Annotated in this window: 21 protein-coding genes and 1 riboswitch; of the genes, 8 read left to right on the forward strand and 13 right to left on the reverse strand. The window is 51.5% G+C overall.

The genetic code is table 11. The annotated features are described in order from the left end of the window. Window positions 1-41 precede the first annotated feature (41 nt). Entirely contained in the window at window positions 42-2,003 is a 1,962-nt protein-coding gene (locus BLW37_RS14985; RefSeq protein ID WP_091344332.1) for an SUMF1/EgtB/PvdO family nonheme iron enzyme, read from the forward strand. 26 nt (window positions 2,004-2,029) lie between these two features. Here BLW37_RS14985 and BLW37_RS14990 read toward each other — a convergent pair whose 3' ends face one another. From BLW37_RS14990 to BLW37_RS15015, 6 genes are all read right to left on the reverse strand, one after another. Next, window positions 2,030-2,788: a DUF2884 family protein gene (locus BLW37_RS14990; RefSeq protein WP_091344335.1), complete on the reverse strand. Its 759-nt coding sequence runs from the start codon at window positions 2,786-2,788 to the stop codon at window positions 2,030-2,032. An 87-nt stretch (window positions 2,789-2,875) separates the two neighbouring features. Beyond that, a complete protein-coding gene (locus tag BLW37_RS14995) occupies window positions 2,876-3,388 on the reverse strand; it encodes an Lcl C-terminal domain-containing protein (RefSeq protein ID WP_091344336.1) in 513 nt (170 codons plus the stop codon). A gap of 9 nt (window positions 3,389-3,397) precedes the next feature. Continuing rightward, window positions 3,398-5,047 carry an Lcl C-terminal domain-containing protein gene (locus BLW37_RS15000; RefSeq protein ID WP_091344339.1) on the reverse strand — a complete coding sequence of 550 codons (1,650 nt, stop codon included), beginning with the start codon at window positions 5,045-5,047 and terminating at the stop codon, window positions 3,398-3,400. A gap of 112 nt (window positions 5,048-5,159) precedes the next feature. Beyond that, the gene (locus BLW37_RS15005; protein ID WP_245785752.1) at window positions 5,160-6,836 is read right to left on the reverse strand and encodes a flagellar assembly protein A; all 1,677 of its coding nucleotides are present in this window, start codon (window positions 6,834-6,836) and stop codon (window positions 5,160-5,162) included. 99 nt (window positions 6,837-6,935) lie between these two features. Further along, window positions 6,936-7,271, reverse strand: a complete 336-nt coding sequence (locus BLW37_RS15010) for a hypothetical protein (RefSeq protein ID WP_091344341.1) — start codon at window positions 7,269-7,271, stop codon at window positions 6,936-6,938. 68 nt (window positions 7,272-7,339) lie between these two features. Further along, the gene (locus BLW37_RS15015) at window positions 7,340-8,029 is read right to left on the reverse strand and encodes a DUF2982 domain-containing protein (protein WP_091344344.1); all 690 of its coding nucleotides are present in this window, start codon (window positions 8,027-8,029) and stop codon (window positions 7,340-7,342) included. 190 nt (window positions 8,030-8,219) lie between these two features. Between BLW37_RS15015 and BLW37_RS15020 the strand changes: the two genes are divergently transcribed. Genes BLW37_RS15020 through BLW37_RS15030 form a run of 3 tightly spaced genes read left to right on the forward strand, consistent with a single transcriptional unit; the run spans window position 8,220 to window position 12,751 of the window. Next, the gene (locus tag BLW37_RS15020) at window positions 8,220-9,272 is read left to right on the forward strand and encodes an efflux RND transporter periplasmic adaptor subunit (RefSeq protein WP_091344349.1); all 1,053 of its coding nucleotides are present in this window, start codon (window positions 8,220-8,222) and stop codon (window positions 9,270-9,272) included. A gap of 3 nt (window positions 9,273-9,275) precedes the next feature. Beyond that, the gene (locus tag BLW37_RS15025; RefSeq protein ID WP_091344352.1) at window positions 9,276-12,380 is read left to right on the forward strand and encodes an efflux RND transporter permease subunit; all 3,105 of its coding nucleotides are present in this window, start codon (window positions 9,276-9,278) and stop codon (window positions 12,378-12,380) included. A 26-nt stretch (window positions 12,381-12,406) separates the two neighbouring features. After that, window positions 12,407-12,751, forward strand: coding sequence for a YkgJ family cysteine cluster protein (locus tag BLW37_RS15030; RefSeq protein ID WP_091344357.1), 345 nt, complete (start codon window positions 12,407-12,409; stop codon window positions 12,749-12,751). A 43-nt stretch (window positions 12,752-12,794) separates the two neighbouring features. Here the strand turns inward: BLW37_RS15030 and BLW37_RS15035 are convergent, their stop codons facing one another. Both BLW37_RS15035 and BLW37_RS15040 read right to left on the reverse strand, forming a co-directional pair. Next, on the reverse strand, window positions 12,795-13,511 hold the full coding sequence (locus BLW37_RS15035) for an SDR family NAD(P)-dependent oxidoreductase (RefSeq protein ID WP_091344359.1): 717 nt from the start codon (window positions 13,509-13,511) through the stop codon (window positions 12,795-12,797). Beyond that, a complete protein-coding gene (locus tag BLW37_RS15040; RefSeq protein WP_171907642.1) occupies window positions 13,504-14,475 on the reverse strand; it encodes an NAD(P)/FAD-dependent oxidoreductase in 972 nt (323 codons plus the stop codon). Before BLW37_RS15040 ends, BLW37_RS15035 begins: the two co-directional genes overlap by 8 nt. A gap of 82 nt (window positions 14,476-14,557) precedes the next feature. Here BLW37_RS15040 and msrA point away from each other — a divergent pair, with 82 nt between their 5' ends. Next, on the forward strand, window positions 14,558-15,097 hold the full coding sequence (gene msrA / locus BLW37_RS15045) for a peptide-methionine (S)-S-oxide reductase MsrA (RefSeq protein WP_091344364.1): 540 nt from the start codon (window positions 14,558-14,560) through the stop codon (window positions 15,095-15,097). Between the two features lie 27 nt (window positions 15,098-15,124). Here msrA and BLW37_RS15050 read toward each other — a convergent pair whose 3' ends face one another. After that, window positions 15,125-16,900: a TonB-dependent receptor domain-containing protein gene (locus tag BLW37_RS15050; RefSeq protein ID WP_091344367.1), complete on the reverse strand. Its 1,776-nt coding sequence runs from the start codon at window positions 16,898-16,900 to the stop codon at window positions 15,125-15,127. A 35-nt stretch (window positions 16,901-16,935) separates the two neighbouring features. After that, window positions 16,936-17,112: riboswitch (cobalamin riboswitch) on the reverse strand. 103 nt (window positions 17,113-17,215) lie between these two features. After that, window positions 17,216-17,698: a YajQ family cyclic di-GMP-binding protein gene (locus BLW37_RS15055; protein WP_091344370.1), complete on the reverse strand. Its 483-nt coding sequence runs from the start codon at window positions 17,696-17,698 to the stop codon at window positions 17,216-17,218. A 139-nt stretch (window positions 17,699-17,837) separates the two neighbouring features. Here BLW37_RS15055 and BLW37_RS15060 point away from each other — a divergent pair, with 139 nt between their 5' ends. Further along, window positions 17,838-18,758 (forward strand): ketopantoate reductase family protein, encoded by a 921-nt coding sequence (locus BLW37_RS15060; RefSeq protein ID WP_091344373.1) that lies wholly within the window; start codon window positions 17,838-17,840, stop codon window positions 18,756-18,758. Here the strand turns inward: BLW37_RS15060 and thiI are convergent. The 3 genes from thiI to pomA all read right to left on the reverse strand — a co-directional run bounded on the left by thiI (window position 18,740) and on the right by pomA (window position 21,980). Further along, window positions 18,740-20,206 carry a tRNA uracil 4-sulfurtransferase ThiI gene (gene thiI / locus BLW37_RS15065; RefSeq protein ID WP_091344378.1) on the reverse strand — a complete coding sequence of 489 codons (1,467 nt, stop codon included), beginning with the start codon at window positions 20,204-20,206 and terminating at the stop codon, window positions 18,740-18,742. The genes BLW37_RS15060 and thiI overlap by 19 nt on opposite strands. A gap of 69 nt (window positions 20,207-20,275) precedes the next feature. Continuing rightward, window positions 20,276-21,205, reverse strand: coding sequence for a flagellar motor protein MotB (locus BLW37_RS15070; protein WP_091344382.1), 930 nt, complete (start codon window positions 21,203-21,205; stop codon window positions 20,276-20,278). Between the two features lie 4 nt (window positions 21,206-21,209). Further along, entirely contained in the window at window positions 21,210-21,980 is a 771-nt protein-coding gene (gene pomA, locus BLW37_RS15075; protein ID WP_091344384.1) for a flagellar motor protein PomA, read from the reverse strand. 186 nt (window positions 21,981-22,166) lie between these two features. Between pomA and xseB the strand changes: the two genes are divergently transcribed. Further along, complete coding sequence (gene xseB / locus BLW37_RS15080; protein ID WP_091344387.1) at window positions 22,167-22,418, forward strand: exodeoxyribonuclease VII small subunit; 252 nt, start codon at window positions 22,167-22,169, stop codon at window positions 22,416-22,418. Continuing rightward, entirely contained in the window at window positions 22,415-23,302 is an 888-nt protein-coding gene (gene ispA / locus BLW37_RS15085) for a (2E,6E)-farnesyl diphosphate synthase (RefSeq protein ID WP_091344390.1), read from the forward strand. Before xseB ends, ispA begins: the two co-directional genes overlap by 4 nt. The last annotated feature ends 6 nt before the right edge of the window (window positions 23,303-23,308 follow it).

The raw sequence follows: 23,308 nt of genomic DNA on the forward strand, positions 1-23,308 counted from the left end.
TTAAAAAGGGACAAAAAAATTACATCAGGGTCAAGATCATAATGAAAATAACAGAAAATCGAGTACCTTTAAGCACGGGATCCCCAGTTCAGGATTACAGCATCGTCAAAGCGCTGCAATACAATGATATCAGCATTACCTATCGGGCTTTGAGTTCAGCCAGCAACCGTTTGGTGACACTGCATGAGTTTTTCCCCAGCGCACTTGCAAGCCGCCGCAGCAGTTTCAGTGAAATCAGTGTCAGCGATGTCAGTAAAACAGAAGCCTTGCAGGAGAGCATTGAACGATTTTCTCAGGTAATTCAACAACTTACAGACTGCAATCATCCTGCATTAAACCGGACTCTGGCTTGTCTGCAACATGGGGGCACAGTGCTCAGTGTTCACGAACGCATCGACAGCCCAACCCTGCTAGAGAAACTTGAACAGGATCCATCTCAGAGCTTCCCGGAGGATGACATCCGTGCCCTGCTCTTGCCATTGTTGGATGGCTTACAACACCTGCATAGCAAAGGTATCGTGCACCTTGGAATTCAACCAGAAAATATCCTGGTACGCGAGCCACTCGTTCCTGTGTTAAGCCATTTTTGCCAGTCTCAATTGATTGGCAGCAGCAACACCTTGGCCACCATCCTGGCTCTTGAGTCCGTATCGCCATACCTGGCACCCGAGCTACTGTCTAAGAAAACGCAGGTAACGGCGGCCAGTGACTTTTACGGGCTAGGCATGACATTGTATCGCCTGATGACTGGCATGGAGCTGCCCTATGCCCAGGACCGGCTCAATGCAACGCTGGACCATGAAGCTGATCCATTGCCCCCACTACGGGAGCAAAGCAAAGGCTATAGCCAGGGTCTCTATAATCTGGTGGAGTCCTGCGTGCGCCTGCGACAAAAGGACCGGCCGCAAAGTGTTGCTGAAGTTTTAGCAAGGCTGGATGATACGACCCAAACGCCAGCCGTCGTTGAGGCAGCTCTAAAGGCCCCAGCACCAGCCAAAGCACTTAAAGCAGAAGCTGTATCAAAAAAGCAAACAACTATCCGCTCAACGAAAACGGCAAGCATGCCAGAACCAAGCCCGACGCATGCTGCAACACCACCTGAACCGGAAGTGGAGGCAGGCAGTTTTTCACGGCAATGGCGGCTTGGCGCAGCTGCCATCGGTGCTCTTTTGTTGATGGGCGTAACCTACGTCATCAGCAAGCCATCAGCTTCGGATCGACAATTACTGACAGAGCATCACAGCATGGAACGCCTGGCCCAGATGGAGTCACAGCGGCTGGAAGCCACCCGTGCTATGTACCAGTTGGTTGCCATCCCGACAGGCAGCTTCACCATGGGCTGTACGCAGGCAAACTGCCCGGAAGCTGAGCTGCCAGTCAGAACCATTGAAGTGCCTGGTTTTGAGATGATGGCGCATCCAGTTACCTTTGCGATGTGGGATGCTTGTGTTGAACAGGGCGGTTGCAAACATCGGCCTCGGGATGAAGGTTGGGGGCGTGGTAATCGACCTGTGATCAATGTGAGCTTCAATGAAATCACCATGGAGTTTATACCATGGCTGAACCAGGCTGCACGTCAACAATTCCGCTTACCATCAGAAGTAGAATGGGAATATGCCGCTAAGGCAGGCAGCCAGAATCCCTATCAATTTGGTCAAAATATCACGTGCGAGCAAGCTCGATTTGGACGGCGTAGTGGTGGTGAGTGCGGTACTCAGCTCGATGGGACCACAGCAGTAATGTCATTTCCGCCCAACCAGTTTGGCTTGTTCGACATGCATGGTAATGTGTGGGAATGGACCATGGATTGCTGGAATCCAAACTATCAGCAAGCCGCAAACTCGGTAGCACCGGCTCTATCAGGGAATTGCGTTCGGCGCGTGCAGCGGGGTGGAACCTGGCTATCAAGCCCAGCAGAGTTAACCGCAACCTACCGTACCAGCCATGACGCCACTATTCGTCATCGCAATAATGGCTTTCGCCTGGTGCAAAGTACCAACTAAAAAAACACTCAGGCCCGGCAACGGGCCTAGTTCTTTTGCACCACCAGATCATAGGCCAGCAATTGCGGCAGACGCTGCTGCAGTTGCGACTCGATTTCATTCAACTCTTTCAAGCGCTGGCAAAACAGAGCTGTTTTCTCCTCCAGCAAACTGGCTTTTTCATCCAGCCCTGAGTTGATGCGGTCAACCAGGTGGCCCACCGCATCCCACTGTTGTGGATCGGTTTGTTCAAAGTTGGCATCGGTATGCTGTAAGGTATCGCGTAGCGCCTCCCAAACAGCACCAAAGGAATGACGGGCCAGATTATTGAGTTGCGGCTTTAGTTCACCATTTAAAAAGTGCTCCAGCTCGTTCAAGCTTTGTGGTGCCAGATAAAAGTGATCGCCACTTCGGACAAAACGTGACATCAGCTGAAAGGTGGTTTCACGGATCAGATCATTCCACTCGGCCTGCTGCGAACGACTACCTACACCAGATAGCATGCGCTCCATCGAAGATAAGCCTAACTCGACCCCATCTACTGCAATACCAACAATTTCAGGTACAAACTTGCGCAGACCCTGGCTGTATTCTGTGACCAGAGCGGTATCTGCCTCACTCAAATCCTGCCACTCACCCTGAATAAACAACTGGGCATCATGATTGATTTGCATCAGCGTTCGGTCATTACTCATGATACGAATTTGCTCAGGGGAAATCAGCAAACCATAACCAAACCCCATATTGCAATCACGAGCCTGAACCGACCAAACACAGATCAACAGGCTGAAAATTACCAGACGCATCACGACTTAATCCTGCTTACACCGACCTAACTTAGATGGTAGCTTATTCCAGCCATTTACTCAGCACAATCAAACGCAGCCAGGTATCTACTCATCGGAAAGTCGGACAAAGCGAACGTAGAGTTGCTGCTCTTTGCCTTTGCGGTTGTTTTTACCACTGTACATTGCGATGGCCCAAGCTTCAACTGGCATGGCCTGCACCGTGGTACTGGTCCAGATATTTTCACTGTTGGTATTGGGAAAAACGCTCAGCCGAATCGCTGGATCGACACACTGACGCTCAACAATACTCATGGCTTCTTTCACATCCGGCACACGCCAAACTGCGGCAGGTACAGACAGGGTAGTGCTTTGTTGCAGAGCTTCCTGCCACGTCAACCGGATAGCGGCACCATCACAACGCTGTTCAGCATGATTCCAGCTCTGTCCATACAAACAACGCTGCCAGATCAGTCCCTTACTTTGTTGATGTACCTGCCCGCCAGGCAAGGCAATAAAATCATCACTTTGGGTAGAGGCTGAAATTTCAGGAAAACACACCTGGCTCGCTTGGACAAAGCCAACACTGAGCAGCGCGCTTAACAACACGAAATAGCGCATAGACACTCCTTAAGGACTACGTACCAGGCGCACATAAGCACGGCTGTCAGCACGTTTGGGTAATGAGTTATCGTTGCCATCATCCATGCTAATCACCCAGGCGGCATGAGCACCACCACCCTCGGCACTGCTTTGACGGGTCCAGTAATAACGATGTGATAAAACCGTTGCAGCCGGCTCATGCCGGAAAAGCGCTGGGTCCAAAACTTCTGTCTGGCCGAAATCCACCAGACTATTTAGCTCTGTGACCGTCGGTAAGCGCCAATTAGCTCCTCCACAGTACAAACTGGCATTCACAGCGGCCACATAGGTTGCAGTGCCACAATCGCTATTGCTGGGACAACCACTCTGAGCAGGAGCCGCTTGCCCGGCATTACCACCGTTGCCATCGGCCGTACTGGTCCAACTGTAATAATTGCTGGCTGAGCGCAGCGATGCCGTTGACAGGCTTGCGGCCACAGGCTCTTTAAGCTCCCAGATTAAGCCGGTGACGTTATCACGCAGACAGACGAAATCGGTCGCATCACGCGGTAACTCATCACCAAAGGCATCCAGCTTGCTAAAATCAAAGCCAGCCCGGCCGACACCTATTTTGTTCAGAAAAGGAGCAACTGAATCGCGACCAAAGTCTGCATCCTGCCGAGGATAGGCCTGATCGTCACAGGGAATGACTGCCAGTTGATCGTAGCAACGACTTTGTCCGGTATCCACTTGATAGTGCAGTGCCGATGGATGCACAGTTAACCGTAACTCGGCCGAGGCACTGGCACCACTGCCATCTTGTACCTGTAACTGGAAACGCAACTCAGGCTGCAACCGGCTATCCGGTACGATGAAATCTGTCTTACAGGCCATGACATCGGTTAAGGAGGCGCTATTCCCTGCAACTTGGCTCCAGCTACAATGAACACCACCACGCAGAGAAGCAGAATGACTACCATCCAACCAATGACGCTTAAACTCCATCACCGTTTGATCCGGACCCGGATCGGCATAGATTCCCGCCGTATTGCCTTGTACCCACACCTCAATGTCAGCCTGATCACTCAAGCCAGCAGCATTTTGCACGGTGAGTTCGAACAGGAAGCGGCTATCAGTCGCCAGCAACGGCGCTTTTAGCTGCAACTGCTGCTGAGACAAATTCATACCATCCAACCAGTAGATATCACCTGCAAGTTGTTGCCAGGAAAAGGAAAGGCTTTGCCCTTCCGGATCGAAGGAGGAACTGCCATCAAGCAGCACCGGCTCACCGGTAGTCGCCAGTTGCCCGGTAGTCAGAGAGCTTTGGATTAAGGCAACCGGCTGTGACACCCTAGGTAGAACCTGCACTTGCAGTCGGTCCGTTAGCAAACGGCCATCCATTAAACGGTAACGGACTTCAAAGATAAAGAGGGCTTGAGTGATCTGTTCTGGCAACACCAAGGAGACCTCCGCACCCGCATGAGGAAAGCCAATGAGTGCGGGGCCGCTCAGCTGATGCCAGCTGAACTCACCGCCAGAAGGATCACCGCGGGCGGCCAGTGTTAATACTGCACCTGCGTGTAGAGTTTGATCCGGACCAGCATTCACACTGGCCAAGCTTTCAGCTTCCGACCCCTTACCCCCACAGGCAGTCAGCAACAGCACACTTATCAGCAGTATCCAACGAATGTTTTTCATGATATTTCTGTCATTCCGGTATTAACGACTTGGGCGACCATGACGTGCAGCCGTTCTTCTGACAAAAATATAGCAAGCTTCAGGCCAATCGGCTCAATGCGAAAGAAAGGAATTACAGCGGCTCAATTTCTGGCTTACCCCCTACGATATGAACTCGTGATGGCCCATACTCTCGCCGGCTACGAACCACTTCTTTATCAAACTGCACTTCGACAGCAGAGAAAAGCTCGTTACGGGCAACCACCTCGGCCTTACTTAATAACTCTTTACGTTGCTCTTCCAACTGGCGGATATCGGCAATGAGCTCTGTGGCTGTACGGCGATATTCTTCAAACTCAGTTGCCAGCTCTTTCAATCTTGCCTCGATAGCAGGACTCCCCTCCAGTTTCTTAAACTGATCAATTTTCTCCTTGACTGCGGCCATATCTGTTTTAAGGCCAGTCACACTGGCACGCAACACCTCTTGCTTTTCCACGATAGGATCAACCAAACGATTCAGGCGAATAAGGATGGAGCTGATGGACAAAGCCCCCAAACTGCCGGCATAAATTCCCTGATCCAGATAAAAACTACCACCGATAATTTTACCGGTTGGTTTTTCCTCAGGACCTGCAAATACTGTATGTGCTTCAACCGCACTATGAACCAGCTGCTTATTCACATACAAATTACCACCACAGCTAAAACGCGCATATTGCGCCATATTGCATTGCACATCGCCTTTAGCCTTCACCACTGTGCTGTAGTCACTCTCTGCATCTGGATTGGAGATTTGATGCCCAATCACAGCACCCTGAATGGTAACATCGCCACCCGCTTCAAGTAAGGTTCCTTCCATGATGCCTTTGACAAAAATATTACCACCCGCGATGACTTTCATGCCTTCACGAACATCACCATTTACCACCACAGAGCCTTTAAAGATAATGTGGCCTGTGCTGTTATCTACCTCCTTCACACTAAAGACTTCATCCACAGTGGCACCGGATTCAATTACACGAGGCAAGCCATCACGCGTGGCTTTTAGCAGATCAGGATCCTCGGCCGATAAGCCAACCCCCTCCCCCAAGTTCCACTCTACAGTTAGCCCAGGCATGGCTGGCATCGGCTCACCAGTAACGGTCATACCTTCTTTACCGCTCGTAGGCGGATGGCGGCGCATAAGAGGCTCGCCCGGAGCAATCGACGGGATTACGCCAAAATCACGCAAATCAGCTTTTTTATCATCCGGGTTAATGACAGGCCGGTTACGACGACTCTCCATCGCAGGAATCAACGGCTCAAATCGAGAATTCTCCCCTTGGGTCACTGTCCGCCCTTGAGCAATTGTATGCTTTAACTTGGCGCCAGGTTCTGCTTTACTGGCCTGACTTACCAGATGAATAATGTTATTTTTGATAAAGCCAAACACAATGCCTTCTTTTTGTGCTTCTTTTACCAATGCATTCGCTGAAATAGGATCCCCACCAAAAGCCGCAGTAATGTGCGCGCTTGCCGACATCTTATCTTCGGCAATGCTAAAGCTAAGTTCTGCCGGAATTTTTTCAGCCACTAGATAAGTGAGCTCTTTACTGGCAGCAGCTTGCAGTTTCTCTTTAACTTTTTGTTGTTCTTGTTCGTAATGTGCCAACAGGTTTTTAATCTGCTCTGGTACCAACTTACAACGACCAAAACCAGCCTGTTGTAACTGCTGTTGCAACAACTCTTTCGTTAGGGATGATGCAGTAACAGAGACCACCGCATGTACCTGCAGTTCTTTTTCTTTAAAACTAATAACGGGCTCACTCACAGGACTATGGCACCATGCAAGACATAATACTGCTAATGAAACAAAAAATCAGTGGAAAGGCAAGCCCTGTACCTGTTAAAGCCAGGGCAAAAGCGGAAATCAGATGTAATTATCCTGATGCACCCGAATAAACAGGTTGGTATTGGCTTTGCTATAGTCGATTTTGTACTCTTTGTTATTTAGTGCCTGAACAAACAATAAGGTCTTACATTCACCAAACACTTCGGTGCTGGAAATATCCACAAGCTCCAGATAGCGCTCTTTGGCTTCGGCCCGGTTGGCAGGGACAGCTTCCGTAAAAGGTTTGACGCCATGACGGGTCACGATCAAAGGCGGATCCTCATCATCATTGACAATCACCAAATCCACTTTTTTTAACTTATGAATAATGGTATTTCGACCACTTACCAAGAATGCTTTTTCGTAATTATTCATGCATAGCCACCTGACTTCTCAGTACTAATTTAGTTTCATTATGATACAGCCACACTCAACTGTCTAGCTTAAGACTCGGCGTTCAACTGCTGCAGTCGCATCAGATTTACCTCTTTGCAAAACTGCTCCGCAGGAACATCAATGCAGTTCACGGGTATAAACAATTCGAAACCAGAAAACTGCCCGAGTTTCTGCATCCGATTGGCAAACATCGCCCGCACACCATCGTACTGCTTTTGCGGAGTGGAAAACCTGTCTTTTTCTGCCAGCCATTCGGTGGCGCACTGCCCCTGCGGACACTTTTCTTTCAATACCGCAAACCAAAGCGCACGTTGCTCCATCATCAACTTAATGGCCAGACGCAGTGGCAAGTGTTGCAAAAAAGCATGCATATCAGTCACTTTAAACGCGATGTAATTGACTTCGTGCGCCAAATCAGGCTGTGGGCTGCAGTGAGAAAATGCCTGCCAGGGCAATAACCAGCTGCCTCTTTTATGATGGTAACGTACCCCGGTTTCATCACACATAATACCATGCAGTGGCTCCGCCAATTTTGCCCAACCGGTATAGATCCCAAGCGAAGCGGCAATAAAGCCAATAGCCAGCATTGGATTGGCCTGTTCAACAAAAAGCCAGGAGTAAAGCACCAGCAGCACAAAGGCGGCTCCGCTGATCAGCATGGTTTTAGCACCACCTTCATTACCGCTGGCTTTGTAAGCTTTGACAGTGACTGTTGCACCAGCCTGTTCCGACATCATGGTTTTTCCTTACTTTCACCTGATGACAACTATACTGTATTTGCTTTGGGCATGCTATTTCGCTGTCGCGAGCCCCAGAATGGATTTTATACGACCAATACCGCATGCACTGCGACAATACGAAATCCAACTGGCACTAATTTACATACAATAGCCATGCACTCGTATTTATCTTAGCTCTGGAGTTATTGTGGTCAAAAAACATTCCGCTATCGTCCTTTTCTTGCTGGCAGCATTGCTGTTGTTTGCGGGGTACTTGTTTTATCAGACACAGCAAGAACCTAACGGACAGCGCCCACCGGCCCGTGCAGTTGCTGTTAAAACCACTGAAGCGGCAATACAACCATTAGCCAGACAAGTGAATGCTTTGGGAACCGGGCTTGCCAATAATTCGGTGCAACTGATCGCATCCAGCAGCGAGTACCTGACTTACCTGAACGTCATAGAAGGTCAAAGTGTGCAACGCGGCGATGTGATCGCCCGTTTAAATGACGTTGAACAACGCGCCCGGGTTGCAGAGCTGCAAGCACAATTAACCGAACAACAGCGCCAGTTGGAGCGTTTAAAAAATCTGGCTGCTACCCAGGCCACAGCTCAGTCCATGCTGGATGAGCAACAAACCCGCGTCAATACCACTCTGGCGCAACTGGAAAGCGCTGAGTCACGGTTGCGGCAAATGACCATCCGCGCACCTTTTGATGGTGTGCTGGGTTTGCGCTCGGTCAGTCAGGGGGCTTACATCAACAGCGGTAGTGTCATTACCACCCTGGACGACATTTCAGTACTTCGGGTCGAGTTCAATGTACCGGAACGTTTTATTGCTGAGCTGTCGGTTGGTATGCCGGTAACCATTGGCAATGTCGCTTACCGCAATGTGGACTTTAAAGGTGAGATAAAAGCCATTGACCCCCGTATTGACCCAGTGACCCGCTCAGTCCGGGTGCATGGCGTGGTAGATAACCAGGACTTACGCTTACGTCCGGGCATGCTGTTGAATGTACGGGTGACACTGACCAATCAGGATGTGCTGATGGTGCCGGAGAATGCCCTGGTACCACTGCAAAACCGGCAATATGTCAACAAAGTAGGTACCGACAACAAGGTCACCCAAATTCAGGTGCAGATTGGTGAACGTATTCCGGGCTGGGTTGAAATTGTCGATGGTTTGTCTGAAGGCGACGAAATCATCATCGAGGGCGTACAGAAAGTACGTACTGGCGTCACTATTAGTCGGGTGGAGTAACCTATGCTGTTATCAGACTTATCGGTGAAGCGCCCGGTCTTTGCTACCGTCGTCAACTTGCTGCTGCTTACCTTTGGCATCGTCTGCTTTACCATGTTGCCACTGCGTGAGTATCCGAGCATCGACCGGCCTGTGGTTAGTATTAGTACCGTTTACCCGGGCGCCTCGGCAGAAATTGTTGAGTCACGCATTACTCAATTACTGGAAGACCGAATCAGTGGCGTGGAAGGCATCAAAAGCATCAACTCTACCAGCCGCAATGGTCGCTCGAATATTACCATTGAGTTCAACATCAGCCGGGACATTGATGCCGCCTCCAATGATGTACGTGAGCGGGTATCCAGAGCGCTGAACAATCTGCCGGATCAGGCCTTTCCACCTGAGGTCTTCAAAGCCAGTGACGATGATGATGTAGTAGTCTGGTTTGTGCTGAACAGTACCAACATGACCTCACTTGAGCTGACCGACTATGCCGATCGCCACATTGTGGAGCGATTCTCGGTGGTGGACGGTGTAGCTAATTTACGCCTTGGTGGCTCCAGACGCTATGCCATGCGTATTTGGCTGGATCAGGAGGCCATGGCATCGCGCCAGGTGACCATTCAGGATATTGAGAATGTGTTGCGCAGTGAGAACGTCGAATTGCCGGCTGGTAACATTAAATCCATTGACCGCGACTTTACCGTGCGGGTGGCCCGGACTTTTTTAACTCAGCAGGATTTTAGGAATCTGGTGATTAAACGCGGTGCCAACAACTATCTGGTTCGACTTGGCGAAGTAGCTCATGTGGTGCTGTCGTCTGAAGATGAAGAGAGTGAGTTCCGCAGTGATGGCCGCAATGTGCTTGGTATAGGTATTGTGAAACAATCCACCGCCAACACCCTGGAAGTGGTCCGCAATGCCCGCGCCGAGATGGAGCGGATCAAGCAAAACCTACCACCTGGCACCACCATTGAGCCAGGTTATGATTCCTCGTTGTTTATTTCCGAGTCGATCAAAGAAGTGTACCGCACCCTGGCCATCGCCATGAGCATGGTGGTGCTGGTGATTTATCTCTTCCTTGGCAATGTTCGCGCAACCTTTATTCCTGCCATCACGGTGCCGGTGGCACTGATCTCCGCAGTGACGGTACTTTATGTACTGGGCTTTTCCATCAACCTGTTGACCTTGCTTGCGATGGTGCTGGCCATAGGCTTAGTGGTGGATGACTCCATCGTGGTGCTGGAAAATATTTACCGCCGGATTGAGCAAGGTGAGCCACCATTATTAGCCGCCTATCGCGGCGCCCGTGAGGTTGGTTTTGCTGTTATTGCTACTACACTGGTGCTGATTTCAGTCTTTGTGCCTCTGGTCTTTATGGAAGGTCAAATTGGACGCTTATTTACCGAATTTGCCCTAGCTGTCGCGGCTGCGGTGGCATTTTCGAGCATTGTAGCTCTGACACTGTCTCCCATGCTGTGCAGTAAAATCCTTAGCCACCGTAAGCGTGAAAGCAAGCTCGGCAGCTGGCTGCATATTGGCTTTCAGAAGCTGGAATCCGGTTATACCAACCAGCTCAAGGTGGTTACCCAAAGCCGCTGGCCGGTAATCGCTCTGGTGGTAATTTGTATGATCTCCAGTTTCATGCTGTTGCGCTTGCTGCCATCCGAGTTGGCTCCTTCTGAAGACAGAGGTACCTTTTTTGTCAGCATGAATGGTGCCGAAGGTGCCAGTTACAGCAGCAACAGCCGCAACATGAGCCTGGTAGAAGACATTTTGCTCCCTTACTACGAGCGGGGTGAATTCAACCGTTTGCTGATCCGGGTGCCTGGCTGGGGCAATAATGGCGGTATTGCCATTGTTGGTTCAGAAAACTGGCACAATGACCATCGCCGCACCGAAGAGTTAATGAACGAAGTACGGATGAAGCTGAATGAGCTGCCGGATATCCGCGCCTTCACCTTTATGCGCAGTGGCCTTGGCGGCGGTGGTGGTGGTGGCCGACCTATCCAGTTTGTGCTACAAGGCAATACCTATGAAGATTTGGCGCGCTGGCGTGATATCGTGCTGGAAAAAGCAGCAGAAAACCCGAACTTGCTGATGCTGGATCACGATTACCGCGAAACCGTTCCGCAGGTGCTGGTAGATATCGATGTGGAGCGGGCGGCTGATCTCGGCGTCTCCATCGGGGCTATCGGTCGCTCGCTGGAAGCCATGCTGGGCGGACGCCGGGTGACCACTTTCCTGGATAGAGGCCGTGAATACGATGTGCTGCTGGAAGGTTGGGATGATGATTTCCGCTCGCCATCGACCATCAGTAATGTGTACATTCGCTCCAGTACATCCAATCAGTTGATCCCACTGGACAACCTGGTGACCTTGCGCGAAGAGGCAACAGCATCCAGTTTAAATCGCTACAACCGGATGCGCGCCATTACCATTAGTGGCAACATGGCGCCTGGTTACAGCCTGGGTGAAGCACTCGCCTACCTGGAAAACATTGTGCGCACCGAGATTGACGACTATGTCAGCATCGATTACAAAGGGGAGTCTCAGCTATACCAGGAAAGTGGTGATGCCACCTTACTGGTCTTCTTGCTGGCTTTGCTTATCACCTACCTGGTGCTGGCGGCACAGTTTGAAAGCTTCATTCACCCGCTGGTAATCATGATCACGGTGCCACTCGGTTTGGTCGGTGCTTTAGCGGGCCTCTACTTCTCTGGTATGACCCTTAACATCTATAGCCAGATAGGTCTGGTGATGTTGATTGGCCTGGTAGCGAAAAACGGCATTTTAATTGTGGAGTTCGCCAACCAGTTAAGAGACGCGGGTGTGGCGTTTGAAGAGTCTGTGCGGCGTGCTGCGGTGCAGCGTCTGCGCCCCATCACGATGACCGCTTTTACCACCGCCATGAGTAGCCTGCCACTGATTCTGGCTTCAGGGCCAGGTTCTGAAAGCCGGATGGTGATTGGTACCGTCATCTTCTCTGGGGTAGCGTTGGCAACACTACTGACGCTCTATGTGGTTCCGGTGATGTACATTGCACTGGCTCGCAATACCGGCTCACCAAAACGACTGGCCAGAGAGCTGGCAGCCCTGGAGGCTGAGGCCGGACCAGAAAAACGTTAAGCGGAATAACCAACAACGGGCCGGTAATGCGGCCCGTTTTCACGTATGATAGCTGCATTCATTCCATTGAGCGAGTCAGACTCATCACCAGCATTCCTATCACCAACCTAGCCACATCAGAGATTTCATGCGAGCAGTGTCAGGCCTGTTGCTGCCGGCTGGAAGTGCTGCTTATCACCGATACTGGGGTGCCCAAACAGTACATAGCGGTGGATCAATGGGGAGGTGAGACCATGGCGCGTCTGTCGGATGGCTGGTGTGCAGCATTGGATAGAGCCAGCATGCGCTGCACCATTTACGAACAGCGCCCCTGGATTTGCCGTGAGTTTGAAATGGGCTCCTACGAGTGCCAACAAGAACGATCAGCCTAGGTTCACGCAGATTGTCCGCAAACAGCATCTAAGCCCAACCAAATCAGAAAGGTAATGGCTGGCCATCCCAGTTCAGCAGCAAACCCGTTTGCTCAGGCTGCAAACGTGCAGCAACCTGAGCCAAGCGCTTGGCCGTACTATCCGGACTTTGCAATTGTGCCGCTGGCACTCTGGCCTGAAAGGGCGCCGATAACTCCGATGCGGTGGTGCCTGGGTGGACTGTGACTATAGTCGCCGTTTTATTGCGCCGCTTTAACTCAATGCTGGCCGTTTTAACCAGCATATTCAACGCCGCTTTACTGGCCCGGTAACTGTACCAACCACCGAGCTGATTGTCTGTGATACTGCCCACTTTGGCGCTAAGCACCAGCACTTTCACTTCAGGCTGGCGAAACAAATACGGCATCAACGCCTGCAGATATCTGGCAGGTGACAGCAAGTTCACAGCAAGCGACTGCTGAAAGTGCTCGTCAGACAACTGGCTGATGGCTTTTTCTGGCACCATCGCATCCTGGTGCAACCAGCCCTGGCACAGGAAAACCACATCAGGAGTTTTGGCCAGGATTTGTGCTAACACAGCATTGAGGCTAGCACTATCCTGCTCATCCACCGACTGCCAGTGCAGCCAGCCCTGCCCTTGCGCCCAGGGTGGCGCAGCCTTGCGACTAAGGGCCGTCACCCCATACCCTAAAGCACCATAGTGCTGAATGAGCGCCGAGCCAATAGCGCCGCTGCCACCAACAATCAACGCATCAGACATGAAACACCGCCTTAGCGGCCTGTTGACCGGCCAGCCAGGCATTTTCAACCCGCCCTCCCAAACACCAATCCCCGGCGACCACACAGGGGAAACGACGGCTAATCAACACACCAGGAGCCCCCTGCTCTGCATCGACAATGGCATAGAGCCAACGCTGATGCAGGCTTTGCGTTACCAGGACATCTTGTTGAAACAGCAAGGATAACTCAGCCTGCGCCAACAAGCTCAGCTCATCTGCCCTTGCCGCTAGCTGCTGCTGACTGAATTCAGGATTGAAATGCAGCACCCAGTGCTGGCTGTCGGACTGTCGCCCAGGCTTATCGCTGTTGCAGGCCACCCAGCTGACTGGCCGGTCTTTGACAAAAACAGCCGTTGCCGGATGTGCGATGGGCTCTGATAACGCCAGGGCTATAGCATGACACGGCTGCAGCATACTAACGGGCACTTGCTGGCGCAAATCTTCATCCTGTGTCAGAAGCTCGCTGGCCTGCGCTGGCGGCAGTGCCAGTACCAGGGCATCAAAGCCACTGAAGCTACGACCATCCTCAGCCTGCAACTGCCAGCCTTGCTGGTACGACATAGCCTGGATGCGGCAACTAAGTGTGATTGCCTGCTCCGGGAGCCCAGAGCGCCAGGGACTGTGCATGGCCGGCAAGCCAACATAGCGCTTGATATCATCAGCGGATGGCTGCAAGTGCCCTTCGGCAAAACTATAGAGCTTGGCTGGCCAGGGAGCGACCAGTTGCTGTTGTTGCCAACGTTCAACCTGCTCTCGAAACGCTACGTGACGTGCCGTAAAATACTGAGCACCTAAATCGACATGGCCACCAAAAGCTCGTTTGGCCGAGGCGCGACCAGCTGTGGCCCTGCCTTTATCAAACCAGTGCACCTCGGCACCTGCTGATAGCAGAGCCTGGCCACAGCTCAAGCCGGCAACGCCGGCACCTACAATTGCAACACGCATAGACATTTCCATTCATCCAATTGAGCTGGTGTACGTATACTAGAAGCGCTACGATCAGCTTAGCATTGCAAAAGGAGTGAGTATGACTACCCAAACCGCTACATTCGGCGCCGGCTGTTTTTGGTGCCTGGAAGCCGCCATGAATCAGCTGAAAGGGGTTGAAGCCGCCATCAGTGGCTATATGGGCGGCCATACGCAAAATCCCACCTACCAGCAAATTTGCACCGGCCAGACCGGCCATGCCGAAGTAGTTCAGGTCCGCTTTGACGCGGAGGTGATTAGTTTTCAGCAGCTGTGCCAGATTTTTTTCTGCCTGCACGATCCAACGCAGCTCAATCGTCAGGGCAACGACGTGGGCACTCAGTACCGCTCGGTGATTTTCTTTCATAACAAGCAACAGCAACAAGAAGCCAGTCAGCTCATGGCAGAGCTTAACCAGCAACAGGTCTTTGCCGCACCTGTGGTGACCGAGCTAAGCCCGGCCAATGCGTTTTATCCGGCCGAAGGCTACCATCAGGGCTACTTTTTGCAAAACCCAAATCAGGGCTATTGTCAGTTTATTGTGGCACCGAAGATGGCTAAGTTCCGCTCAGAGTTTACCGCATTACTAAAAAAACACTGACCGAAACTACAGCCAGTGCTATGGCTATCAGAGCCCCTGATAACTCAGACGCAAGCCAATACTTCGGCCTGCCGTGGCGTAACCTATGCTGGTCTGATAGGTTTTGTTGGTCAGGTTATCCAACTTAGTCCTAAGCTGCCACTGTGGGCTTAGCTGGTAATTGGCAGCCAAACCCAGCACGGTGAAGCCACCGAGATCCGGAAAATTGGCCATGCTGTTCCAGTCAAAGCCCTGGAAGGTCGCACTTTGGTAATCCAATGTGGCATAGGCCTGCCACTGCTCCCCCTGCCAGCCACTACGCAGATTGACACTGTGTTTCGGCCGCCGTTGCAATGGCTCCCCCGTCTGTTCATTGCGAGCATCCAGCCAGGTATAGGACACCTGATGCTGCCATTGGGCCCAGGAAAAGCCCAGACTGTATTCAGCCCCGCGTACTTTGGCCAGCAGCACATTCTCGGCTAGCTCGCTGCCCTGGATCAGATTGGTTACTTCGCGGTCAAACAGCACCAGCTCGGATTGCAAGCGTGCGCCATTAAAGCGAAACGCCACCTCGTCCGAGACCGACTCCTCAGGCTTCAAATCCGGATTACCAAAACCAGGCCAGTACAGTTGATTAAAAGACGGTACCTTAAAGGCGGTGCCTCGGCTCAGTCGAAGCAACCACTGTTCGGTAACATAATAGCCAGCGGCCAGTTGCCAGGTGTGCTCCTTGCCATACTGACTGAAACGATCCTGCCTGGCCGCCACTTCAAACAGCCAGTCGGCAGGTTGGTAGTTCATGCCGGCAAAGAGCGCTCTGTTGTTGCGTTTACTTTCATCGTAAGCAGGCGCTGCTTTAGCCACTTCTTCCTGGTACCAGTTAGCGCCGACCAGCAGATCCAAATCCGCCCGCAGGCTTTGGGTCAGCTGGTAATTCACTTCATCACGGGCGGTGCTAAAGGGGCTGCGCGAATCCGGGCCAAAGGTGGTATCGCTATCTAAGTTACGGCTTAACTGCAACTGATGGCTGGTCTCAGCCAGTTGATGTTGCCAGCCCAGTACATGGCTGCGCTGCAAGACCGCCGAGCGATCTTCACTGCCCCAGGCGGTATCAAAATCGTATCGCCCTGTATTGATATGACTGTGCCAGTGAAACTGCCCTAGCTCCGATTGATAGGCCGCGCCCAAGCGGGCAAAACGCTGCCAGAAACCGTCTTTGTCCGGGTCCAGTGCTGGCTGCACATCAAAGCCGTCCGCCCGGCTGTAACCAAAATTGGCATGCAGCTGCCAAGGGCCCTGCTGATGCTGCAGGCCCAGATCCGTTTCCAACAGACCATAGCTGCCCACACCGGCATTGAACTCAGTATGCTGCTGGCGACGGGTGGTAATGGCAATGACCCCTGCCAATGCATCCGAGCCATACCAGGCGGCGCGTGGGCCACGGATCACTTCGATGCGTTCAATCAGATCCAGAGGGATCATCGACAAGGCGCTTTGTCCCAGCGTGGCCGAGCCGGTTCGGACACCATCGACCAACACCAGGGTATGACCAGTATTGCCGCCACGAATAAAGACACCGGTGTTTTGGCCACGGCCACCATCGCGGGCAATAGTGACACCCGGCAGCTGATTTAACAACGCCGGCAAATCCTGCGCCTGCCGGGCAACAATATCCGCACGCTCGAGCACAGTGACACTGGCCAGGCTTTGTTCGACCGCAAGCGGCTGACGGCTGCTGTAGATGGTAATGGTTTCAATCGAATCGGCAAAAGCTGCAGGCAGCAGCGAAGTGACAGCCAATGCTGCCAACGAATACTTAAACATAGATACTCCTGCAATGTGCCCACCGCACATTGGTTGGTTGATGGACTTTTCAGGCCGGTCTCCGGGCTTACAAGCAGGTTATGTCCTCACCTTCCCATCCTGCGACAGTGGTTTTGGACCAGGCTTGTTACCGTTGCGGGGGCAGCTCTGGTTTTTCACCAGATTCCCGTTTCACTGCATGTTTACGCAGCACCTAAAAAAAGCGGGCTCAGTGTAGCCTGCACACAAGAAATGTCAATAGAAATCCAGATGGCTAAATTAAATTGGCAAAGACAGAACTAAGCAGGCTGCCTGTCTTTGCATACAGAGCGGGAGTTAATCGCGGAAGTTGGTGAACTGAAATGGCTGCTCCAGCTCACTTTGTTTGACAAAGGCGATGGCTTCTTGCAAGTCATCCCGCTTTTTGCCGGTCACCCGCACCTGGTCGCCCTGAATGGAGGCCTGTACTTTCAGCTTACTATCTTTGATCAGCTTCACCAGCTTTTTTGCGGTCGGCGTATCAATACCCTGCAACATGTTTAACGACTGGCTGTAGGTTTTACCCGAGTGCACCACCTCGTTTTCTTTAAAAGAGCGTGCATCCAGACCGCGCTTGATGACTTTGGCCCGAAATATTTCCAACATCTGCTGCAACTGAAACTCGGCTTCCGCTTTCATGGTCACCACCTGATCACTCAGGGTAAAGGTGGCTTCCACGCCACGAAAGTCGTAACGGGTGTCCAGTTCGCGATTGGCGTTTTCCACTGCATTCAGCACTTCCTGCTGTTCAATTTCCGACACAATATCAAATGAAGGCATACAAATTCCCTGGCTGATTTAATCTGGTGATTATACCCGGATGATTATACGCAACTAGGCCCAAAATGCGAACCTCTGCTCTTTGAGAACGCTTGGGTATACTGCTACAATCCGGCCATTGTTGGCAGCTGGCCCAAGCATGATAGATTCACATTCAAGCACTCATCAGGACTGGCTGGTGGTCGGGCAAGGCGCTATTGGCCTGCTCACCGCCTGCCAACTTCAGCAGCAAGGCAGCAGTGTCCGGCTCTGGCTGCGCCAGCCTGCCTCGCTGACAGTCCACTTCAGGGCGCTTGATGGCAGTAGCCGCCATCACCGGTTCGAGCCATGGCCGGCCTCACAACCCATTCAAATTGCTTTTATACCGGTAAAAGCCTACGACGCACTAAGCTGCATACAGCAATTGCAGCCCTTACTGGCAGAGGATGCCTGCCTTATTTTAAGTCACAATGGCCTGGGGACTCTGGAGACTATTCAGCCACTGCTAAAGCCCAAACAGCACCTGTGGTTTCTGACCACCACCCATGGCGCTTACATCGAACCAGGCAATCAGGCTGGCCGCCAACTGGTACATAGCGGGGCTGGCAACAGCGTACTGGGTGCAATTCAAGCTGGAAGCGATCCGCGTCCTTCCTTTGCAAAAGCGCTGAACCTGGCAATTGGGCCCTTGCTGTCGGTCACAGATATCAAGCCCTATCTCTGGCAAAAGTTGCTGCTCAATTGTTTGATCAACCCTATGACAGCACTGCACCAGGTGCACAATGGCGAGCTGGCCAAACCCCACTTTACTTCAGAGTTAACACAGTTACTGGATGAATTCTGCCTGTTGGCAGAGCGTGCAGGCTATCCGCAAGATAAAGCAGCGGCCTGGCAGCAGCTGCAGCAAGTGATTACACAAACCGCCAGCAACCGCTCCTCCATGCTGCAGGATCGGCTGGCCGGGCGCCAAACCGAGCTGGAGTTTATTACCGGCTTTGTGCTGCGTGAAGCGCAGCGATTTGATCTACTGTTACCAGGACACGCGCAGCTTTATCAGCTTTGTCAGGACGCAGGCTTTTGATACACCCCAACATTCTGATAGCCTTCATCTTTTAACAACAAAGCCTGCATCCTGCTCATCACTCCCTGATCGCAATACAGAAAATAATGTTTGTCCTGGGCCAGGCTACTAAACTGGCTGCTCAACTTGTAAAATGGTATTTCCAGTACCTGATGCCCAGCTACCTCAAGCGGTGCCTGATCGCAGTCATCCGGACGGCGAATATCCAGTACGATGGCATCAGCGGGCATCGCCTGCACTGCTTCTACCGTATTTACTTGCTGACTGGACTGGTAATCAATGGTACGTATATCCAGGATCTTCGCTGCAGCCACCACGTTGGCCAGCAACTCAGAGTCGAACCGTTGCTCGTTGGCCTCAACATCCGCCAGTCGAGCCTTGACGGTGGGTTTGTTGGAAATCACCCCACAGTACTCAGGCATACTGGCGGCCATATCCTCGACCCCGATTTTGCGAGCAATATCGATAATATCCTGCTTATCTTGTGCAATAAGAGGCCGCAGAATAAGCATCGGCGTCACGCGGTCTATCACATTCAGATTGTCCAGCGTTTGACTGGAGACCTGGCCAGCACTTTCCCCAGTGACAATAGCCGGGATGCCTAACTGTTCAGCGATTTCAGCAGCAGCGCGCATCATCATCCGTTTTAAAATCACGCCCATCAGGCCCGGATCGGATTTTTCCAGAATTTCAGCCACCACAGGCGCAAAGTCAACGCTGATGAATTTGACCTTGTGCGACAAGCTGTACTTCTGCCACAAAAAGTAGGCAATTTCACGAACCCCGGTTTCATGTGCTTTGCCACCCAGGTTAAAGAACAGATAGTGATTTCGCATCCCCTTCTTAATCATCAGATAGCTGCTTACAGCAGAATCAAAGCCACCTGAAATCAATGACAAGGCATCTGATTGGGATGGCAAAGGAAAGCCGCCCATACCAGCATACTGAGCCCGCACCATGATCAGCGTCTCTTTACGAATTTCCAACTGCACCGTCAAATCCGGGTTCTTCAGTTGCACCCGGGCTGAAGGCACCTGCTGATTCAGACCACCACCGATATAACGCTCAGCTTCGGTTGAACTAAACTCATGCGTACCGGCACGCCGCACTCGAACGCAAAAGCTTTTACCGGCCAGCTTATCTGCAAAAACTGGCAACACCTGCTGATAAATATCATCCAGGCTGCTAAAGCTGCTCGATTGCATCTCGGCAAACTGAGCAATGCCTGGAATACAAGCTAACCGCTCAATCAACTTCATGCGCAGCTCTGGGCTGGCTACTGGCACCAGTACCATCAGATGATCCCAATGACTTTCTATCCGAATATCCGCATCAAGTTGCAGCAGAATGGTTTTTAGGTTTTGTTGCAGCAGTTTGGTCTGGCGCTTACGCACCGATTTGCTTTTGATGGTGATTTCAGAGTGCAGTTTAATAATAAATTCGAGCATTGCCGGGCTAATCTAGCTAATAAAGCCCGGCATTATACCTGATCGCTCAGGGCGTGACTAACGCTAGTACTAGTTTTCCAGACTGATTGGATCCGACTCTTTCGCTTGTCCTTGCATAATGGAAATCTCGACCCGACGGTTACGCCGCCGGTTTAGCTCGCTGGTGTTTGGCACCAGAGGGCGGGTATCGGCATAACCCACTACCGCAAGCCGATTCTTATCAAAACCAGGTGCTTTGAGCATTTCGGTCGCCACAGCAACTGCCCGCTTGGCCGACAAGTCCCAATTATTATCATGCAACTCATCACGGATCACGGCATCATCGGTATGTCCCGTCACCGTGATTTCACCTGGGATCTCGGCTAACAACCCACCAATCTCCTGAATGATCGGCTGAAAGCGAGGCTGTAAAAAGGAAGAACCTGAAGGGAAGGAACCATTTTCCCGAATGCGAATGATGATTTGCTGCCCCAAGGACTCCAGCTCGATGGCACCATCTAAAATTTGCTGTTCCATCTGCTCAGCAATGCGCTTTACCAACTCATTAACCTCCTGCTGAGCTGCTGCCGCGGCTGCATCACTTTCGGAAACTTCATCATCCATGCTGGTCGACATGCCACCGGTTTGATCTTGTTGCTGCTCCTGGCGGCCCCCCGCTGAATCTTCCTCACCGGCCTGAAATTCGATCATTTGCTGGGTGATTTCGATGGTTTGCTGCTGCAGTGTTTCAATCGGCGTAGGATCGGGCCGGCCAGGACGAAACTCCAGCGCGATGACACTGGTGCCTTTCGGAATATCTTCTACTTCAATTTTATTTTGTACACCAAAAGCAAACTTCATCGAGCCGGCAATTTGTTTAAACTTCAAGACATCCATTTCAGAAAAAGCCAGCAGCAGCACGAAGAAGCACATCAACAGCGCCATCAAGTCCGCAAAGGTCCCCATATACTGGGGCAAGCCTTTGGGGGGGCATTTGCATTCTTCGGTCTCGTCTCTCATTTGCTTAACCTTCCTCGACCGCTACTTCACGCTTACCTTGGGCAATGTAGTTGCGAAGCAAGCCTTCGATCACTTTTGGGTTCTGGCCATCTTGAATCCCTAAAATTGCATCCAGGATTAATTGGTTATTTAGTTTTTCCTGATCATTACGAAGTGCTAGCTTATCGGCAATCGGTATCGCAATTACGTTGGCAATAAAAGCACCATACAAGGTGGTGAGAAGTGCCACCGCCATCGCCGGGCCTATGGCTTTGGGATCATCCATATTCGATAACATGGCCACCAAACCAATCAGAGTACCTATCATCCCCATGGCCGGTGCGACATCGCCTAAGCTTCGAAATATACTGATGCCCTGTTCATGGCGCTTTTCCGTTAGACTAATGTCTTTCATCAAGGTTGCGCGAACCACATCACCATCGTGACCATCGACCAACATGTTGATGCCTTTTTGCAAGAAAGAATTGGAGATTTCAGCTTCTTCAAGCGCCAAAAATCCGCCTTTACGGGCTGAGTCAGCCAGTTGGACTGCTTGCTCAATCAGCTCTTCCGCTTCTTCGATTTTGAACATAAAAGCTTTGACGACCACTTTACCGGCACCAAAGAACTGTCCCAGCGGAAATTTGGTGATGACAACGAAAATAGAGCCACCCACCACGATCAGTAAGGAAACTACATCGGCGAACATACCCGGGTCGCCGGCGCTGCCAATGATCATGGCCATGATAATAAAACCAATGGCGCCAACCAGACCTATGAGTGTTGCTAAATCCACATCTGACTCCCCACGCTGGACAAATGATTGAGCTTTATTGCTTTTATCTTAGCCGATAGCTGTTTATCGACAAAGTAAAACAAAGCTTAAATTCACTTTTACTGCAAAACCAGTTCAAAAGCTGTGGTTGATTCGCCATAATAGCGGGTTAAGGCACTTCGGCCGCGGGTTTGGAACGAGGAAGGCATGGCAAAAAAGAAAACCGATCTGAGTCAGTTCGAGCAACAACTGGCGGAGCTGGAGCAGATTGTCAGTCAACTGGAGCAAGGCGATCTGTCGCTGGATGAGTCACTCCGCCAATTTGAGCGAGGCATTCAGTTATCACGGCAAAGCCAACAGCAACTGCAACAGGCGGAGCAACAGGTACAGCAGTTGCTACAGAAAGATGGCCAGGCAGAGCTCGTTCCATTTCACAATCCGGAAGATGAACAAGCGTGAAACCAGAATTTTTAGCGCTTGACCAGACACGTGTTGAGCAGGTATTGCAGCAGGTATTGCAGCAACAAATCGGCGCAGCAACGTCATTACATCAGGCCATGCACTACAGCATTTTACTGGGTGGCAAGCGCATACGCCCCTCTTTGGTATATCGTTGTGGCCTGATGCTAGGAGCCCGGATTGAAGACTTGGATGCCCCTGCTGCTGCTTTAGAAGCCATTCATTGCTATTCTTTGATCCACGATGATTTACCGGCGATGGATAATGATGCCCTTCGCCGTGGCAAGCCAACTTGCCATATTGCCTTTGATGAGGCGACTGCTATTTTAGCGGGCGATGCGATTCAGAGCCTGGCTTTTGATATTCTGAGCAGCCATCACTTTCATCAGGTTCCTGCTGAGCGGGTACTTGCCATGGTAAAGCAACTGGCCAAAGCAAGTGGTGTGCTTGGTATGTGTGCAGGTCAGGCGATTGATCTGGCGCATACTAACCAGGATTTTACCCTGGACACACTGGAGCAAATGCATCGTCTGAAAACAGGTGCTTTGATCCAATGCGCGGTAGAACTGGCTTGGTTGGCCAGTCCGGCATCAAAGCCGGAAGATTTGGAACTGCTGCGCCGCTTTGCCGCTTCATTGGGACTGGCGTTCCAGGTGCAGGACGACATTCTTGATATTGAAAGCGATACCGAAACCCTGGGTAAACCTCAGGGATCGGATCATCAGGCCAACAAAGCAACTTACCCTGCCTTGCTGGGCCTGTCTGAAGCAAAACGAAAAGCAGAACAATTGTATCAGGATGCAATTGCAGCCTTGGCGCAACTGCCCTACCAGGGCGATGAACTACAAGCCCTGGCGCAATTTTTAATTGCCCGTAAAAATTAAAATAAA

It is taken from the genome of Alkalimonas amylolytica (genome assembly GCF_900107845.1).
Lineage (GTDB): Bacteria > Pseudomonadota > Gammaproteobacteria > Enterobacterales > Alteromonadaceae > Alkalimonas > Alkalimonas amylolytica.

What these genes read in the sequence shown, in the direction of transcription:
- BLW37_RS15030 (WP_091344357.1), top strand. Translation starts at nt 12,407, where the DNA reads ATGCGGCCCGTTTTCACGTATGATAGCTGCATTCATTCCATTGAGCGA.
- xseB (WP_091344387.1), top strand. Translation starts at nt 22,167, where the DNA reads ATGGCAAAAAAGAAAACCGATCTGAGTCAGTTCGAGCAACAACTGGCG.
- msrA (WP_091344364.1), top strand. Translation starts at nt 14,558, where the DNA reads ATGACTACCCAAACCGCTACATTCGGCGCCGGCTGTTTTTGGTGCCTG.
- BLW37_RS14985 (WP_091344332.1), top strand. Translation starts at nt 42, where the DNA reads ATGAAAATAACAGAAAATCGAGTACCTTTAAGCACGGGATCCCCAGTT.
- BLW37_RS15050 (WP_091344367.1), bottom strand. Translation starts at nt 16,900, where the DNA reads ATGTTTAAGTATTCGTTGGCAGCATTGGCTGTCACTTCGCTGCTGCCT.
- BLW37_RS15070 (WP_091344382.1), bottom strand. Translation starts at nt 21,205, where the DNA reads ATGAGAGACGAGACCGAAGAATGCAAATGCCCCCCCAAAGGCTTGCCC.
- BLW37_RS15035 (WP_091344359.1), bottom strand. Translation starts at nt 13,511, where the DNA reads ATGTCTGATGCGTTGATTGTTGGTGGCAGCGGCGCTATTGGCTCGGCG.
- BLW37_RS15055 (WP_091344370.1), bottom strand. Translation starts at nt 17,698, where the DNA reads ATGCCTTCATTTGATATTGTGTCGGAAATTGAACAGCAGGAAGTGCTG.
- BLW37_RS15025 (WP_091344352.1), top strand. Translation starts at nt 9,276, where the DNA reads ATGCTGTTATCAGACTTATCGGTGAAGCGCCCGGTCTTTGCTACCGTC.
- thiI (WP_091344378.1), bottom strand. Translation starts at nt 20,206, where the DNA reads ATGCTCGAATTTATTATTAAACTGCACTCTGAAATCACCATCAAAAGC.
- BLW37_RS14995 (WP_091344336.1), bottom strand. Translation starts at nt 3,388, where the DNA reads ATGCGCTATTTCGTGTTGTTAAGCGCGCTGCTCAGTGTTGGCTTTGTC.
- BLW37_RS15060 (WP_091344373.1), top strand. Translation starts at nt 17,838, where the DNA reads ATGATAGATTCACATTCAAGCACTCATCAGGACTGGCTGGTGGTCGGG.
- BLW37_RS15010 (WP_091344341.1), bottom strand. Translation starts at nt 7,271, where the DNA reads ATGAATAATTACGAAAAAGCATTCTTGGTAAGTGGTCGAAATACCATT.
- BLW37_RS15040 (WP_171907642.1), bottom strand. Translation starts at nt 14,475, where the DNA reads ATGCGTGTTGCAATTGTAGGTGCCGGCGTTGCCGGCTTGAGCTGTGGC.
- BLW37_RS15000 (WP_091344339.1), bottom strand. Translation starts at nt 5,047, where the DNA reads ATGAAAAACATTCGTTGGATACTGCTGATAAGTGTGCTGTTGCTGACT.
- BLW37_RS14990 (WP_091344335.1), bottom strand. Translation starts at nt 2,788, where the DNA reads ATGCGTCTGGTAATTTTCAGCCTGTTGATCTGTGTTTGGTCGGTTCAG.
- BLW37_RS15015 (WP_091344344.1), bottom strand. Translation starts at nt 8,029, where the DNA reads ATGATGTCGGAACAGGCTGGTGCAACAGTCACTGTCAAAGCTTACAAA.